We start from the raw sequence: 16218 nt of genomic DNA, 5'->3' as shown, positions 1-16218 counted from the left end.
GCTTTTGTACCAGTGATGGTTAGAGATTTAGGGATTACGGAGTGTCGCTTGTTTCCTGCGTTCCCAAAGTCAACGACTCAATTTAATGCTAACATAAAGTCGCCCTAAAGGGCGAGGTTTTCAACCCAAATTTTCGATAATACTTCATCAGTGACTCCGTTTTAGAGAGGCGATCGTGCAAATTACGCTCAAGGAAAGAATCGAATCCATACAGGTGGGGAGTATCTCAGCACTGGCTTTCCTGGTTCCCTATCTGCTATTTTTAATTGTTGATCGACTATTGTTAGGGGAATCGCTCACAGTAATTGGCGCTTTTGTCAAGATATCCGGGGCGATAATTAGCGGATTTCTCTTCGGTGTCACCTATCGTTATGTCGTCCGTAACGATGATAATCCCCATCTCAAAGATGGTACAGTAGCAGCTTTTGCCCTAGTCCGCGGCCTAGTTCCCCTACAATTATCCACAGACTTGATCGCTGACAGTGGGCAATTAAGTCTCTTTCTGGGAGAGAGCTTTATCTGTTTTTTATCCTCTCGTCTGCTGTTAGAGTTGACTAAGCTGCGCCCATAACCAATCATCTTTTTGGCTATCGGGAGATAGGAGTCGGTCGTCAGGAGTCAGGAGATAGGAGTCAGGAGATAGGAGTCAGGAGATAGGAGTCAGGAGACAGGAGATTATTTTATTTATTCTCCCCACACCCCACACCCCACACCCCACTTCCCCACACCCCACACCCCACACCCCACACCCCACTTCCCCACTTCCCCACTTCCCCACTTCCCCACTTCCCCACTTCCCCACACCCTATGGCTATTTGTATTCCCGTTAATTTACCCGATCGCTCCTATAATATTCTGATCGAGAAGGGCAGTTTAGCCAATCTCGGTGCAGAAATGAGCCGGTTAAACTTAGGTAAAAAGGTTTTATTGGTTTCTAATCCCGAAATTTTTGACTATTACGGACATAAAGCCGTTAATTCCCTAGAAAAAGCGGGATTTGCCGTTTTTACTCATCTGATCCCCGCCGGCGAAAATTATAAAACCCTCGATGCGATCGCCCAAGTTTATGATAGCGCCCTCGCTCACCGGCTGGAACGTTCCTCGACTATGGTTGCCCTCGGTGGTGGTGTAATCGGGGATATGACGGGATTTGCGGCAGCCACATGGTTACGGGGCGTTAATTTTGTCCAAGTTCCCACCACCCTGTTAGCGATGGTAGATGCTTCCATCGGGGGTAAAACTGGTGTTAATCATCCCCAGGGCAAAAATCTGATCGGGGCGTTTTATCAACCGAAATTAGTGCTGATCGATCCTGACGTGCTTAAAACCCTACCCGTGCGAGAATTTCGGGCAGGAATGGCAGAAGTGATTAAATACGGTGTAATTTGGGATGCTGAGTTATTTCAACAGTTAGAAGACTCGGACAATTTAGCTAGTTTTTCTCAGATCGATGGCGAGCTATTGCAAACAATTATTACAAAGTCTTGCCAAGCTAAAGCAGATGTGGTAAGCAAAGACGAAAAAGAAGCGGGTTTGCGGGCGATCTTAAACTATGGTCACACGATCGCCCACGGCATTGAAAGTTTAACGGGATATACTAGCGTTAACCACGGGGAAGCGGTGGCCCTGGGGATGGTGGCGGCAGGAGCGATCGCTGTTAAACTGGGAATGTGGACTGCCGGGGAAAATCAACGTCAAACCGATTTAATCGAAAAAGCCGCCTTAGAAACCCATATTCCGCCTTTAAATGCCGATGAGATGGTAAATGCTCTCACTGCCGATAAAAAGGTTAAAGATGGCCAAGTTAGATTTATTTTACCAACGGCGATCGGCCAAGTCACCATTAGCGATCGAGTCACCCCCACCCTGGTGCGCGAGGTGTTATCACCAACCGAATCCAGGCAGTAAAAGCTTTTTCAATTGTTGCATCGCTTGTTGCGTAACATCCCGGTATTTTAAATCTCCCACGAGAATACGTCCCATCAGTTGACCGGCGATCGGGCGTTTAACGGCGACATTGTAGGCGATTTGGGTAAATTGATAGAATAAACCGGCTAATTTGGCCGCTAAAGCCATATCTTCCCCCCATTCTTCCCGAATTATCCGACTATAGCTCGCTAAAGCCCGATTATCTCCGGCTAAAGCTCGATTGATCGCCTCGGCTGCCTTAACTCCCGTCAAAATTGCCGGACGGATACCCTCACCGATGAGAGGATCGAGAATACCCGCCGCTTCTCCTGTAATTAGGGCATTTTGGGCGTGTAGCGGTTGATTTCCGTTCCAAAGGGCTAAAGCATACTCACTATAGCGATAATCCTCTAAATTCCAGCCCTTTTGACGGGCATAATTTAACAGTTGTTTTTTCAGATACTCGGATTTGATGCTGCCCTTAAAACAAGCACCGCTAATTGTGTAACCATTAGACTTGGGAAAAGCCCAGATATAACCATTTTTTAGGGAACCAAAATCAAAAAAAGCTTTTTGGGGTGGAATAGTCGCTTCTGCGTTAGTAATTTCGAGAGTAGCCCCGATCGCTTGGTTTTTCGCCGGTAATCCCAACCAGCGACTGGTATTACCCTTAACACCATCGGCAGCAATCAGATATTTACCTGAAAATGTTCCTTGGGATGTGGTAACTTGCCAGTGATCTTGGACGAATTTGATCTGGGTAACTTCGCTGTTATCTTGGATGGTTGCCCCGACTGCGATCGCCTGTTGACCTAAAAAATCATCGAAACGATCCCTTTGTACCATCCACATTGGTTCTAGCATATTTAACTTAGTGGTGGCGGCATCCCCCTGTTTCCAAGTAAACTCCACTTGGGTGACGGTATTCTCAATCACGGGGGTAAAATCAAAATCAAACCACTGCTTAATTGCTGGGGATACACCACCACCACAGGGTTTATAACGGGGTAATTTCGCTTTATCGAGGATCAGGATCGATCGCCCCTTTTTAGCTAGATGATAACCCGCCGTCGCTCCTGCTGGTCCCGCACCGATGATAATACAGTCAAACATTTGTACTAATTGAAGTCGTTGAACAAATTTATAGACAATTTACGCTATTTTGTCCAACTTGTGTTGAGTCTGGTGACGCTCAGAGGGGATTCTGTCATTGTTGAGCTTGCCTCTCTAGTTTCTAGCTGATTTATCCCCCCATGTCCAAGAGAGCCTAATCTCTGGCTTTTTTGACTAACTAATTGATCAATTATCTTCACCTGATCAATCGTATAATAAAAAAAACTATAACGGCTCGATTATATCATGAAAATTGTTTCTATTAAAATAAAAAACTATCGTATGTTTAAAAATATACACATAAGAGATATTCCCCCTTTTTGCGTGATTATTGGAGCTAACGGCACGGGAAAATCTACTCTATTTGATATTTTTGGGTTTCTGCGAGATGCCCTTAAAAACAACATTCGCCAAGCTTTACAAATTCGCGGCGGTTATAGAGAAATTATCACTAGAGGTCAAGAACAGGAAGATATTGAAATCGAGCTGCAATTTCCCATGAAAATCTTAGATACAGAACGTCTGGTTACTTATCAAATCATAATTGGACAAAACAATAATCGCCCCGTTATCAAACGCGAAATACTTCGCTATAAACGGGGTGAACACGGTAAACCTTTTCATTTTTTAGATTTTCAACTTGGTCAAGGATATGCTATCACCAACGAAGAAGATTTTAGTAAACCGGATAAAGAACTCGATCGAGAAGAACAACAGCTAGAATCTAACGATATACTAGCAATCAAAGGATTAGGACAATTTCAACGTTTTAAAGCCGCTACAGCCTTTCGTTCTCTGATTGAAAATTGGCACGTTTCTGACTTTCATATTAGCGAAGCTAGAGGAAGTAAAGAAATATCTTATGCTGAACACTTATCCCCTACTGGCGACAATATAGCTACAGTTGCTCAATATATTTATCAACAATATCCCAAAATTTTTCAGCAAATTCTCGAAAAAATGAAACAACGAGTTCCGGGTATTTCCTCTGTGGAAGCCAAAGAAACCGAAGACGGTCGCTTGATTTTACGTTTTCAAGATCAGGCCTTTAAAGACCCTTTTATTGATCGCTATGTTTCTGACGGAACTATGAAAATGTTCGCTTATTTAATATTACTATTCGATCCCAATCCTCATCCCCTACTCTGTGTCGAAGAACCAGAAAACCAACTTTATCCTACTTTATTAAAAGAACTAGCCGAAGAATTCGCCCACTATAGTGATCGGGGGGGTCAGGTATTTGTTTCTAGCCACTCCCCCGATTTTATCAATGCGGTTCCACTAGCTAGTATTTTCTGGCTAATTAAATGCCAAGGTATCACCAAAATCCATAGGGCTGCCGATAGCGAAATCCTCAAAAACTTAGTAGCGGCAGGCGATTTACCCGGCTATCTTTGGAATCAAGGCTGGTTTGAAGGAGTAGCACCCTAATGAACTATGATATCGTATTTTTGCTAGAAGAGTCATCTATAAAAAATGTGTTAGAAGAACTTTTGCCTAAGCTTATTCCCCCAGAAATCAGCTATAAATGTATTAGTCATCAAGGTAAACAAGACCTAGCAAAATCTATTCCTAGAAAACTCAAAGCTTTCAATAAATCTAGTCCCAATACCAAACTTATTATTGTTCACGATCAGGATTCCCACGACTGTCAAAAACTCAAAAAAGACCTAGGGGAAATTTGTCAAAATGCCAGTGATGCTCAAGTCTTAATTCGGATTATTTGCCATGAATTAGAATCTTGGTTTCTGGGAGATTTAGCAGCGGTAGCCAAGGCGTATAATTTAAATAGTCTCGGCCAAAAACAAAATAGGGTTTGCTGAAAAAGTTTTTCCTGGGGGTAGGAGTCAGTAGCCGGTCGTCAGGAGTCGGTCGTTTTAGGCTTTGTTGCCCTTGTTTTTTGTACCAAGCGATGTACCACAAGAAGGATAATGCAAGGTTTTTGAAAGTCCCAATCCTATTTTCGCAGCATGAACATCGGACTTTAACAGGTCAAAAGCCTTATTTTAAAAGGGTTTTACCATTATTCAGCAAGCCCTAATTAGGCATTAAAGAGCATAAATAAGCTTATTTATGCTCTTTATTGAATTTTTAACCTGAGATCTCTTTTTTATTCGATAAAATACCCGCCGGTGCTACTCGCCTCGCTGTCGGTTGTGGTAAGCTGTACTGAATTTAAACTGCGTAAGAGTCTCTGAGCGCCCATTTATAGGGATTGCCGCCTCTGGAGGTTCCTTTCTCTTCCCTCCCCAGTTCTGAAAAGATACTTAGGGCTTGCTGAATAAATCTAAAAACCTTGTTGGGTAAGACTTTTAGACTTTTTGTCAATCAAAAATTACCAGATCTGGGAGTGATCGGGGGGGGGGAAATTTAGGCACTTTTTCCCTGAAAATTAGGTAATTGACCCCCTCAAAATCGGTAAAAACCTACACCCCACACCCTGTCCCCACGAAAAACTTTTTCAGCCAACCCTAAGTACACTGGCAAAATTTACCCTTTTTTTGTTCAGGTTGGTTAAAAATTTAGCAATAATAAACCCAAAAAAAAGAGAGCTTGCGCTCTCCTTCTTGGTTATTTGCTAATTTTACTAACTGGCGACAATATATTCCTTGACGTTGGCCCGGCGACGGCGTAAATGAGCTAGGGCCTGGTGTTCTAATTGTCGCACCCGTTCCCGACTGATGTTCATTCTCTGACCGATTTTGGCTAGGGATAACTCCTTGCCATCGGTTAAACCGAAACGGAGAGTAATCACTTCCCGTTGTTGGGGGGTTAATTCGGCCAGGAGATTGGCTAAGTCTTGCCGTAATAACTCTTGGGTGATGAAGGTATCGGGAGAAACTCCGCTATCTTCTAATAGTTCCGACAATTCCGTATCTTGGTTATCGCCGACGCGCACATCAAGGGAGATGGGTTGACGAGCCATACTGAGATATTCGCGGATTTGAGCGGGTTCTAGCTCTAATTCTAGGGCAATCTCGGCGGGAGTGGCACTTCTGCCCAGTTTTTGGGCGAGTTCGCGCTGGGTTCTTTTGATTTTATTCAGTTTTTCGGTGATATGGATGGGTAAACGAATGGTGCGGGCCTGTTGAGCGATCGCACGGGTAATCGCTTGTCGAATCCACCAGTAGGCATAGGTAGAAAATTTATAACCTTTGGTGGGATCAAATTTCTCTACACCCCTTTCTAATCCCAGACTACCCTCTTGAATTAGATCTAGGAATTCCATGTTCCGCTTTTGATATTTTTTGGCGATCGCAACTACCAAGCGGAGGTTAGCTTCAATCATTTTCCGTTTAGCTCGATCGCCGGTTTTCAAGGCGCGATCCAGTTCATTTTCGCTTAAATTCACCGAATCCGCCCACTCCAAGCGCTGTGGTTCCCGTCCTAATTGCTTCGATAGTGCTTCTTTCGCTTCTAACAGGCTCATCATCCGTTGGACTTGTTTGCCGTAAATAATTTCTTGTTCGTGAGTTAGGAGGGGAACTCGCCCAATTTCGTGCAGATAGGTACGCACCATATCGGCATTGAGGGTGGGCTGTGATTGAGTTTGGTTGGTTTTTGCGGTGGGCATTGGTTTGGTGGTGACTCCTTGACACAGAAAAAGTCTGTTACTATTCCGACTCGCGGGTGAGTCTGGCTTATCTGAAGTCGGTATGAGTTTGATCGGAATTTCTTTGATTGTATCCTGCGCTTTTAGACGCGGGCAATCCCCTAAAGGTTCAAAGTTAATTCATTCTTTGGTATGATGTTAAGTCTATGCTTTTTTCTCAACATCCAGAACAAAAGTATTATAGTGTAGGACTATCAACTACAATCGCTTGTTTTTGGGTCGCTTTTTCCTGAATCCTCGGCAGTGCCGCTGATACTGTTAGGTAAGATTACAAAACAAAAAGGTGATTTTCCCGATTAGCCGTCAACAATCTAGCTGAATTCCGACCCTTTCGCCCTCAGCCTTGAGAGGAAGACTAACAGCCGAGAACCGACTTCTATATATATAATGACCGATCAACACCAGCAAAGAGAGACACAATCATTGCGGATTCCCGAACTATTTTCTGTAGTATTTGCTACAAAATTTTAAATTTTTTTCCGATTGAGAATCGGAAAAAATTGTCAAAAAAATTAGGATTGCTAGGAGGGTAATAACTATCATAGAAACAGCAGGGCGGAGATCGGGATAAATTATCTTTGAAACCAAGCTCGATCGCAATCTCCACAATGCCGTTCTGTGAAACTCCTGAACAATGAGGACTTACTATGACTAAAACCGTCGTTATCGATCCCGTCACCCGGATCGAAGGCCATGCCAAGATCTCGATTTTCCTTGACGATGGGGGGGAAGTGGATGACGTGCGTTTTCATGTGGTCGAGTATCGTGGTTTTGAGAAATTCTGCGAGGGACGGCCGATGTGGGAGATGGCGGGAATTACTGCCCGGATTTGCGGCATTTGCCCCGTTAGTCACCTACTTTGTGCCGCCAAAACTGGTGATAAAATTCTAGCGGTGCAAATCCCCCCCGCGGGGGAAAAACTGCGGCGCTTGATGAATTTGGGACAGTTAACCCAATCCCATGCTTTAAGCTTTTTCCATCTTAGCAGTCCCGATTTTCTGCTTGGTTGGGAAAGTGACGCCGCTAAACGGAATATTTTCGGTTTAATCGCCGCCGATCCTGACCTAGCGCGAGCGGGCATCCGTTTACGTCAATTTGGACAGAAAGTTATTGAACTTTTGGGAGCAAAAAAAATTCACCCCGCTTGGTCTGTCCCGGGAGGTGTGCGTTCTCCCTTAAGCGAAGAAGGGCGACAATGGATTAAAGAACGACTGCCGGAGTCTAAAGCGACTCTTTACACGGCCTTAAACCTGTTTAAAGGACTTCTAGACAATTTAACCACAGAAATCGCCGCTTTTGGTAATTTCCCTTCCCTGTTTATGGGATTGGTCGGTAAACGGGACGAGTGGGAACACTACGGCGGTCATATTCGTTTTACCGATAGTCAAGGCAATATTGTGGCCGATAACCTCAGCGAAGACAATTATCGCGATTATATCGGCGAATCAGTAGAAAAATGGTCTTATTTAAAGTTTCCCTACTATAAACCCCTCGGTTATCCCAACGGTATCTATCGGGTTGGTCCGTTGGCGCGCTTAAATGTTTGTTCCCATTTTGGCACGGAGGGGGCGGATATCGAGTTACGGGAATATCGCCATCGGGTCGGTGGTGTAGCCACCTCTTCTTTTTACTATCATTATGCCCGATTAGTGGAGATTTTAGGCTGTTTAGAGCGTATCGAACTTTTAATCGACGATCCCGATATAGTTTCTCCACGCTGTCGCGCCGAAGCAGGAATTAATAATCTGCAAGGGGTGGGAGTTAGTGAAGCGCCCCGGGGTACTTTATTCCATGATTATAAAGTGGATGAGAATGGTTTGATTGAAACGGTGAATTTGATTATTGCCACGGGTAATAATAATTTGGCCATGAATCAAACGGTGAAACAAATCGCCCAACATTATATCCATGGTGGCGAAATTCCTGAAGCGATGTTAAACCGGGTGGAAGCGGGTATTCGTTGCTATGATCCCTGTTTAAGTTGTTCCACTCACGCTATGGGACAAATGCCGCTACAGCTAGAGTTAGTTAATGCAGCCGGTGAGGTGATCAATACTCGACAAAGGGGTTAATTATCTAAGTTGTTGGGGGGTTAGGAAATAGGGGAAATTTATCCTAGTACCTGACCCCATTTTACTATTTATTTTTACGGTGAAGATTCTAGCTAAGAATTTCTAGGTTTTGATAAAGAGTTTCTATCGGACAAGAAAAGTTAATACAGTTAATAGTGATTAAATCTCCCGCGTGATAAATATGGGGAATCCAGAGGTTATTAGATTGACGTTGATATTGTTCGATTAGGACTTGTTTTTGCTCGATCAATAGATATTCCTCTAATTCAGGGATAGTTTGATAATCGGCAAATTTATCGCCTCTATCAAAGGCTGCCGTGGAGTCGGATAAAACCTCGATAATCACTCGCGGATGCAGGATAAAATCTTCCTGGGAAACTCGATCCCGTTGGTCACAAGTAATGGCAAAATCGGGATAATAGAAGATATTTAAGCTAGGGAGACGCACTTTCATATCGGTAGCGTAGGCAAGACAACCACTACCCCGTAAATGATTAATTAATTGGGCCGAAAGATTACCTGTGATGATAACATGGGCTTTACTGGCCCCCGCCATCGCCAAGATTTGCCCTTGTATATATTCATGTTTAATGGGACTAATTTTCTCTATTTCCAGATAGTCTTTTGGAGTAAAATAAGCGTGACTTTTACCGGCTGTCATGGTGTTTACCTCGCTCATTGTTAGTTTTCTAACGGACAATTAAGTAGCTGGTTATAATTAAATTAAAAATGGATTTTAGGTTCGATCCCCCCTTAATCCCCCCTTAATAAGGGGGGCATCTGATAATTTTTAACGCCTACCTACTTAAGCCAAATAACTGAGTCTAAATCAGTCTTATTGCCTTCAGTAATTAGCTTTCGTATCAGTTCAATATAATGAAAATTACTCTCGAATAAAACAAAACGTCTATCTAAAGAAGTGGCCGCTAGTCCCACGGTTCCTGAACCGGCAAAGGGATCTAAAACCACATCACCTTTAAAAGAGTAATAGGTAATCACTTTTTCTGCCAATTCTACAGGAAAAGCGGCGGGATGTTTTGAGTTGGTGACTGGGTTAATTTTCCAGACATTAGTGCGTTCATAACCATCGGCAATTTTTGAGGCTTTTACTACTTCTTGATCTGGATGATTACGAATATGCCAATCGATGAGTAAATCCGTGTGTTTACGATAGACTAAAACGTATTCAGTCACCGGCACAGTTTTGTATTGGAGAGGATTGCGATCGGCAGCAAATCTGCGCCCTCTACCAGTTGCCCACCCTGCTCCCTCTGGTTTTAGCCAAATAATATCATCAATAAAATCGTAACCTTCCTCAACAAAAATTCGATGCAAATCAAAGGGGACAGCAATACGTTTAGAAGCTTGATTACGGGAAGCACGACGCAACAGCACGGGAGAAATATTAATGACAAAAAAACGCCCTTCACTCAAAACTCGATGGCATTTTCTGATTACCTGTCGCAGCTTCAATAGATAGGTTTCGTATTCTTCAAATTCCGAATATTCTGGGCGAGCATTAAAATAGGGTGGTGAGGTAAAGATTAAATCAACACTTTCTGCTGGCATTTCCTCCAAAAGTTCGCCACAATCACCAAATCCGATGGTATTTCTCAGAGAGGAAAGCTTGTATTCTTTTTTGGTTTTCTTGCGGGTTTCTAATTTAGATTCATCCTGTTTTAACAGACGAGCGATAATAATTTCAGTCCGAGTTGTTTTATCTAACAAAATTTCGGTGGTGTAGGCATCGATCACCACTTCCCCAACGGTTTTTTTCTGTTCATTACATAAAGGAATTCGCCAAATATGATATCTGTCATCCACTTCTGGTAAACCTAATTTAATCGCATTAACTAAATTTATTTCCCGCAACCAATTAAGGACAATTTCTTTAGCTTCTGCCACCGTGCGAAGCAGATAACCGCGCTTGTCCGATACCAGTTCTTTTTCCATGGCATTACTCTAGTTCTCTCTAGAATTCTAGCTGATCATTATCCAAAAAACTAGGAGAGTCTCAAGATAGAAATTGGCCACCCTTTAAAAATTCCACATTTCTAAGACTTTTCCCGTAATTGTTTGATTTAACCAGAAAGTATTATGACTGAGGGAGTGAAGATTATTTGCCGTTACTTTCCAGCTTGCTTGGGGATGAAAAAGAATTGCTTCTGCGGGATTACCGGGGTTGAGAGATGCCGGTTTTTGTTGTAAACAATGACAGGGATTGAGACTAAGCGCTTGCCATAATTGTAAAGCTGATAATTGTCCGGTTATTACTAATTTTTCCCAGAGTAGCGGTAAAGCTAATTCTAACCCGATCGCGCCGGGGGGTGCTTCTGCAAAAGAGACGGTTTTTTCTTCGTAGGTATAGGGACGATGATCGATCGCGATTGCATCGATAATTCCCTCCTTAATTGCCGCAATTAACGCCTTGCGATCGCTTTCGTTGCCCAAGGGGGGAGCGAGGTGTAAACTGGGATGATAGCTGGCGATCGATCCTGTATTTAAGAGCAGATGCAACCACGTCACACTAGCGGTTATCGGCAATCCCCGCATTTTTGCCTCGCGAATTAATTCCACTCCTCGACGGGTAGAAATTCGCATTAGGTGAACAGGTGTATTAATTTCGCCGACGATTTCTAAAATTGTGGCTAAAGCAGTGGTTTCGGAAATAGCAGGATCCCCCGGTAAACCGAAGCGAATCGAGGTTTCTCCCTCACGCATGACTCCATTACCCTTTAATTGCTGATTTACGGGGGAAAGGGCGATATTTTTACCGAAGGGTTTTAGGTATTCCAATAAGTGCCGCAACAGTCCCAAATCTTCCAGACTGCGATTATCGGTAAAACCCACCGCTACAGGCATTAAATCGGCTAATTCCGTCATTTTTTGCCCTTGTCTTCCCAGGGTGAGACTTGCCCAAAAATGCAGACGAGTCGATTTTGAGTCAAAAAACCCTTGACTTTTTTGCTGTAATGTGCTAATGAGTGCGGGGTGATCGAGGGGGGGGAGAGTATTGGGGAGAATTGCCACCCGGGTGCAGCCTCCGGCCGTGGCAGCTTCGATCAGAGATGCGAGGGTTTCTCTGTCCTCGTGGCCGGGTTCCCCGGAATGACTGTAGAGATCGACTAATCCGGGAGCAAAAATACAGTTTTGACCAGAAATATAGTTACTATTTTCTCTTGGGGGAAGCTGAGATTCGATCGCTTTAATTACCCCCTCCTCAATCCAGACATCGGCAATGCGATCGGTTTGTGTCAGGGGGTCAAGAACTCTAACCTGTTCTATAATCGTCGAGGATTGGCTATTCACGCAGACTAATTAAAACGTCATTTTTTCCTTTGGCAGTATATCACGTTAAGTAAAAAGTAAAAAAGCTGAGTTGTCGGTTAGGTTAGGGGACGATAAGTTAGAATATTGATCAACTACGGTTTTAATCTTTATTTTAATTGGCTAGTCCACCCTAGAGAGAATTGATAGCCGAATCATGCAGTTAAGTGGGTGGGTGGAATTAAATATAAGATGAACGTAGGTTGGGTTGAAGCATGAAACCCAACGCCCGCTCATGTTACACTACCGCTAACCCATCCTACAAATAATTGTGCCTCCCTACTTAGAACTTTTCGATTCTAATAATTTAGAAGAAATTAATCGGGGAACCCCGCGATTAGTTTCCTTTCGAGATTTAGTACCAGAAATCACCAGCACCAGTTATCTAACCCACGGCATCTATTATTATCCTGCCAAATTTATTCCCCAAGTGGTGAGATTCTGTCTTGATAATTACACTAAAAAGGATGATTGGATTATCGATCCTTTTGCTGGTTCGGGTACGGTGGGTTTAGAAGCTAAACTTTGTCAAAGAAATGCGGTTTTAACTGATCTTAATTATCTTTTAAACCATATTATACCGATTAAGATCACAGAACACCAAGAACCATTGAGTTACTCAGAGTTAGATAAAAAAATCTTAGAAGTTTTTGCCAGCAAGGATAAATTTATCCCTCAGTGGTCAAATTTAAACTATTGGTATCCAGAGGAGATTTTAGCAGTTTTACAGAAACTTTGGGCTGGTCAAAAAAGTCTAGAACCTGATTTGTATTCCCAGATTATTCAAGCGGTTTTAGTGAAAGTTAGTAAACAGTTTTCCTATGCAGAACATACCAAACCTAAATTATTTCAATCGAAATACAAAAAATCAGATATACAGGAACTATTACAAAGAAATTGGCAAGAGGAATTAAAACGAACGATTAAAGAGATGAGTTTTGAAACTTTAACCAGCGTCAATCAATATATTACCGTAACTTGGCGCAATTATAATCAGGTGCTTTTTTATGGAGGAGTAGATAGTGCCACTTTTGAGATTGAGCAAAATCTAGAGTTAGATTGTTTAATTAGTTCCCCCCCCTATCTGCAAGCACAGGAATATATCAGAACAGCAAAACTAGATTTATATTGGTTAGGATATACAGAAAAAGAAGTGCAAAAAATCTCTAAGCTAGAAATTCCCTACCGACAGGCTACCAGATTAATCGAAACCGAAACCTTAAATCAAGTGAGATCAAGTTTAGAGAAAGAGAATTTACATAAAATACTCGATTCCTATTTTTGTCACACTATCAACGCTTTAGAAAATGCCACCAGAAAATTAAAACAAGCTGGGAAAGCTTGCATTTTTGTGGGTAATCCGAAAGTGGATGGGGTGGAAGTAGAAACTTGGCGAATATTAGGGGAATATTTTCAGGAAAATGGCTTTATTTTTGATACCGTCTTTGAGGATAGAATTAAAACCAGACAATTATTCAAATCTCGCAAGAATAAAAATCCTGATGGCATGAAATCTGAATATTTACTAATCTTAGAAAAAAGGTAAATTTTTATTGCTTATGTATCCCAAATATTCCCTATTTCATAAATATTTGAACTGTCTGGAATCCTTACCTAATTTTCAGGAAAATATTGAAGATAAACCCTATATATCTGGTCAATTACTGGCTGAAGTAAAGTTAATTATTAAGACAGATTATGCTACCGTTAATTATGTTTGTGAACTTAAAACAAGATTAAATCATGATCTATCTTAATCGGTGATATAATATTTCGTAAGCTTGGGTCAAAGATTACCATGAAATCAAAGACTTTTACTAATGATCGGGGGTTTATTTAGCTTAATTGTTTAGGAATTGATAGCAAGTAATCTTGAATTTATTGATGTGGATGGTAGTAATTACAAAGGCAGAACGCTCGCAATGTTTGATAATATTTGTAAATTTATCGCCGAAAACTTCTCCGATGATCTAGCCACTTGGTTATTGGGTTCTCCCCTCTCCTTAACCGTCCTCGACCCGACGGAATTACAATTAGACCCCATTCGTGCCGATTCTCTGATTTTTTTGCAGTCAGAGGAATTAATTCTTCATACCGAGTTTCAAACCGACCCCGACTCCAAGATTCCTTTCCGAATGCTCGATTATCGGATTCGCGTCTATCGTCGTCATCCCCAAAAACAAATGCGTCAAGTGGTAATTTATCTGCGACGCAGTGATTCCCCCCTAGTGCAAGAAAATACTTTCCGTCTGGGGGAAACCTTTCATTCCTTTCAAGTCATCCGTCTTTGGGAAGAAAATACACCACAATTTTTCCATCATCCCGGTTTATTACCCTTTGCCATCCTCAGCAATACCGATGATCCAGAACAGGTGTTAAGTCTGGTGTCCCGTTCTCTAGAAACTATCTCTCAAAAACAGGTGCAAAGCAATCTCGCCGCCGCTACCAGTATTCTCGCTGGGTTAGTATTAAATCGAGAGACGATTAAAAAAATCCTTCGGAGTGACATTATGAGAGAATCCGTCATCTATCAAGATATTTTAGAGGAAGGCAGAGAGGAAGGCAGAGAGGAAGGCCGAGAGGAAGGCCGAGAGGAAGGCCGAGAGGAAGGCAAAGAGGAGGGTAAAGAAGAAAAAGCTCGACAAATTGCCCTAAAAATGCTATCTGCTGGCTTTCCTATCCCAGAAATCGCCCAATTTACTGATTTATCCCCCGATGCGATCAAGGAATTACAAAGACAGCAGCACAATTAAAGCTTTTAACTGCAAAGGGTGGGGAATTAGGAAAATTTTAACTCATCTCCCCACTCCACACCGATTAACCACGTTTAGCGAGGCGACGCACCACTAAACCGCCCCCTAGTATGCCTAATCCGATAATACTAGAAGGTTCGGGCGTTCTGAATACCTGTACGCGATTGTTGACCGTATCGGCTACATAGATATTACCACGGCTACCGACAGCGATACCGTAGGGGCTACTGAACTCACCGTTCCCCGTACCGAAGCTACCGAAAGTGGACTGGAAGACACCACGGTCGTCGAATACCTGTACGCGATCGTTGAACGTATCGGTTACATAGATATAACCTCTGCTATCGACAGCGATACCGTAGGGGCTTTCGAACTCACCGTTCCCCGAACCTTGGCTACCGAAAGCGAACTGGAAGACACCACGGTCGTCGAATACCTGTACGCGATTGTTGAACGTATCGGCTACATAGACATGACCACTGCTACCGACAGCGATACCGTAGGAGCCTTGGAACTGACCGTCCCCCGTACCGAAGCTACCGAAAGCGAACTGGAAGCCTCCATTGGAGTTGAATACCTGTACGCGAAAGTTGCCCGTATCGGCTACATAGACATTACCACTGCTACCGACCGCGATAGCGTAGGGGCCTTGGAACTGACCGTTCACCGTACCTTGGCTACCGAAAGCGGACTGGAAGACACCACTAGAGTTGAATACCTGTACCCGATTGTTATCCGTATCGGCTACATAGATATTACCACCTCTACCGGCGGCGATACCACGGGGGAGCATGAACTGACCGTTCCCCGAACCTTCGCTACCGAAAGCGAAGGAAAAACTGGCCGCAGTGGCACTGGTGGCGACACTAATACATCCGATCGCAGTGGCCGTGACTAGGGAAAAGGATTTCAGCAGAGCCTTTGATAAGCTACGCTTCTCCCGCCCCCCATGATTGATAACTTTAGATAGGGACATAAAACTTCAGAAAATCTGCTCCTAATGTACCCTTTCCTCTAGCAATTGTCAAGAAATTTCTGGGAAGATGTGACGAATTTGCCGATATCTATGGGATTTAGTCCATGAGTAGAATTGAATTTTGCCTATAATGTATTCTGCGCTACGATTCGCCTCGGCAACAGTTACGACAAATACAGGATGTCAACACCGGCGACCGAGGGTATCCTAGGAGAAACGGAAAGTAATCCCTGACGATGTTTGATAATATTTGTAAATTTATTGCCGAAAACTTCTCCGATGATCTAGCCACTTGGTTATTGGGTTCTCCCCTCTCCTTAACCGTCCTCGACCCGACAGAATTACAATTAGACCCCATTCGTGCCGATTCTCTGATTTTTTTGCAGTCAGAGCAACTAATTCTCCATACCGAATTTCAAACCGACCCCGACTCCAAGATTCCTTTCCGAATGCTCG

The 16218-nt window shown here is 43.0% G+C and carries 13 protein-coding genes and 2 pseudogenes; 9 read left to right on the top strand and 6 right to left on the bottom strand.

Annotated features, from left to right (window positions below):
* Positions 1 to 175: 175 nt before the first annotated feature.
* Together O9332_RS26635 and aroB are read left to right on the top strand one after the other, a co-directional pair.
* The gene (locus O9332_RS26635) at positions 176 to 571 is read left to right on the top strand and encodes a hypothetical protein (RefSeq protein ID WP_002756965.1); all 396 of its coding nucleotides are present in this window, start codon (positions 176 to 178) and stop codon (positions 569 to 571) included.
* Between the two features lie 236 nt (positions 572 to 807).
* Entirely contained in the window at positions 808 to 1908 is a 1101-nt protein-coding gene (gene aroB / locus O9332_RS26630) for a 3-dehydroquinate synthase (protein WP_002756964.1), read from the top strand.
* Here aroB and O9332_RS26625 read toward each other — a convergent pair.
* Positions 1885 to 3021: a geranylgeranyl reductase family protein gene (locus O9332_RS26625; protein WP_002756963.1), complete on the bottom strand. Its 1137-nt coding sequence runs from the start codon at positions 3019 to 3021 to the stop codon at positions 1885 to 1887. The two genes, aroB and O9332_RS26625, sit on opposite strands and share 24 nt — an antisense overlap.
* 246 nt (positions 3022 to 3267) lie before the next feature.
* Here O9332_RS26625 and O9332_RS26620 point away from each other — a divergent pair, with 246 nt between their 5' ends.
* Positions 3268 to 4452 (top strand): AAA family ATPase, encoded by a 1185-nt coding sequence (locus tag O9332_RS26620; RefSeq protein ID WP_288028068.1) that lies wholly within the window; start codon positions 3268 to 3270, stop codon positions 4450 to 4452.
* Positions 4452 to 4835: pseudogene (locus O9332_RS26615) on the top strand (DUF4276 family protein); the annotation flags it as partial. The gene O9332_RS26620 and the pseudogene O9332_RS26615, both read left to right, overlap by 1 nt.
* Before the next feature lie 773 nt (positions 4836 to 5608).
* On the opposite strand, the gene O9332_RS26610 reads toward O9332_RS26615, so the two are convergent.
* Entirely contained in the window at positions 5609 to 6595 is a 987-nt protein-coding gene (locus tag O9332_RS26610; protein WP_002760224.1) for an RNA polymerase sigma factor, RpoD/SigA family, read from the bottom strand.
* 686 nt (positions 6596 to 7281) lie between these two features.
* Between O9332_RS26610 and O9332_RS26605 the strand changes: the two genes are divergently transcribed.
* Entirely contained in the window at positions 7282 to 8706 is a 1425-nt protein-coding gene (locus O9332_RS26605; protein ID WP_002798537.1) for a Ni/Fe hydrogenase subunit alpha, read from the top strand.
* An 88-nt stretch (positions 8707 to 8794) separates the two neighbouring features.
* On the opposite strand, the gene O9332_RS26600 is transcribed toward O9332_RS26605, so the two are convergent.
* From O9332_RS26600 to O9332_RS26590, 3 genes are all read right to left on the bottom strand, one after another.
* Positions 8795 to 9367: a Uma2 family endonuclease gene (locus O9332_RS26600; RefSeq protein WP_288028071.1), complete on the bottom strand. Its 573-nt coding sequence runs from the start codon at positions 9365 to 9367 to the stop codon at positions 8795 to 8797.
* Between the two features lie 140 nt (positions 9368 to 9507).
* Complete coding sequence (locus O9332_RS26595; protein ID WP_002760229.1) at positions 9508 to 10659, bottom strand: DNA-methyltransferase; 1152 nt, start codon at positions 10657 to 10659, stop codon at positions 9508 to 9510.
* An 84-nt stretch (positions 10660 to 10743) separates the two neighbouring features.
* A complete protein-coding gene (locus O9332_RS26590; RefSeq protein WP_288028064.1) occupies positions 10744 to 12015 on the bottom strand; it encodes a dihydroorotase in 1272 nt (423 codons plus the stop codon).
* A gap of 289 nt (positions 12016 to 12304) precedes the next feature.
* On the opposite strand from O9332_RS26590, the gene O9332_RS26585 reads away from it, so the two are divergent.
* From O9332_RS26585 to O9332_RS26575, 3 genes are all read left to right on the top strand, one after another.
* On the top strand, positions 12305 to 13579 hold the full coding sequence (locus O9332_RS26585; protein ID WP_002760232.1) for a DNA methyltransferase: 1275 nt from the start codon (positions 12305 to 12307) through the stop codon (positions 13577 to 13579).
* Positions 13580 to 13625: 46 nt separating this feature from the next.
* Positions 13626 to 13790, top strand: coding sequence for a hypothetical protein (locus O9332_RS26580; RefSeq protein ID WP_288028062.1), 165 nt, complete (start codon positions 13626 to 13628; stop codon positions 13788 to 13790).
* 165 nt (positions 13791 to 13955) lie between these two features.
* Positions 13956 to 14786, top strand: coding sequence for an Rpn family recombination-promoting nuclease/putative transposase (locus tag O9332_RS26575; RefSeq protein WP_288028060.1), 831 nt, complete (start codon positions 13956 to 13958; stop codon positions 14784 to 14786).
* Between the two features lie 64 nt (positions 14787 to 14850).
* Here the strand turns inward: O9332_RS26575 and O9332_RS26570 are convergent, their stop codons facing one another.
* Positions 14851 to 15762, bottom strand: coding sequence for a 6-bladed beta-propeller (locus O9332_RS26570; protein WP_288028058.1), 912 nt, complete (start codon positions 15760 to 15762; stop codon positions 14851 to 14853).
* Between the two features lie 236 nt (positions 15763 to 15998).
* Between O9332_RS26570 and O9332_RS26565 the strand changes: the two are divergent.
* Positions 15999 to 16218: pseudogene (locus O9332_RS26565) on the top strand (Rpn family recombination-promoting nuclease/putative transposase); the annotation flags it as partial.

Source organism: Microcystis sp. LE19-10.1B (assembly GCF_027530565.1).
GTDB classification, from domain to species: domain Bacteria; phylum Cyanobacteriota; class Cyanobacteriia; order Cyanobacteriales; family Microcystaceae; genus Microcystis; species Microcystis aeruginosa.
Note: the sequence above shows the minus strand (reverse complement) of the source record. Positions and strands in the feature narration are given on the sequence as shown.

What these genes read in the sequence shown, in the direction of transcription:
- O9332_RS26595 (WP_002760229.1), bottom strand. Translation starts at nt 10,659, where the DNA reads ATGGAAAAAGAACTGGTATCGGACAAGCGCGGTTATCTGCTTCGCACG.
- O9332_RS26605 (WP_002798537.1), top strand. Translation starts at nt 7,282, where the DNA reads ATGACTAAAACCGTCGTTATCGATCCCGTCACCCGGATCGAAGGCCAT.
- O9332_RS26570 (WP_288028058.1), bottom strand. Translation starts at nt 15,762, where the DNA reads ATGTCCCTATCTAAAGTTATCAATCATGGGGGGCGGGAGAAGCGTAGC.
- O9332_RS26575 (WP_288028060.1), top strand. Translation starts at nt 13,956, where the DNA reads ATGTTTGATAATATTTGTAAATTTATCGCCGAAAACTTCTCCGATGAT.
- O9332_RS26620 (WP_288028068.1), top strand. Translation starts at nt 3,268, where the DNA reads ATGAAAATTGTTTCTATTAAAATAAAAAACTATCGTATGTTTAAAAAT.
- O9332_RS26600 (WP_288028071.1), bottom strand. Translation starts at nt 9,367, where the DNA reads ATGACAGCCGGTAAAAGTCACGCTTATTTTACTCCAAAAGACTATCTG.
- aroB (WP_002756964.1), top strand. Translation starts at nt 808, where the DNA reads ATGGCTATTTGTATTCCCGTTAATTTACCCGATCGCTCCTATAATATT.
- O9332_RS26610 (WP_002760224.1), bottom strand. Translation starts at nt 6,595, where the DNA reads ATGCCCACCGCAAAAACCAACCAAACTCAATCACAGCCCACCCTCAAT.
- O9332_RS26625 (WP_002756963.1), bottom strand. Translation starts at nt 3,021, where the DNA reads ATGTTTGACTGTATTATCATCGGTGCGGGACCAGCAGGAGCGACGGCG.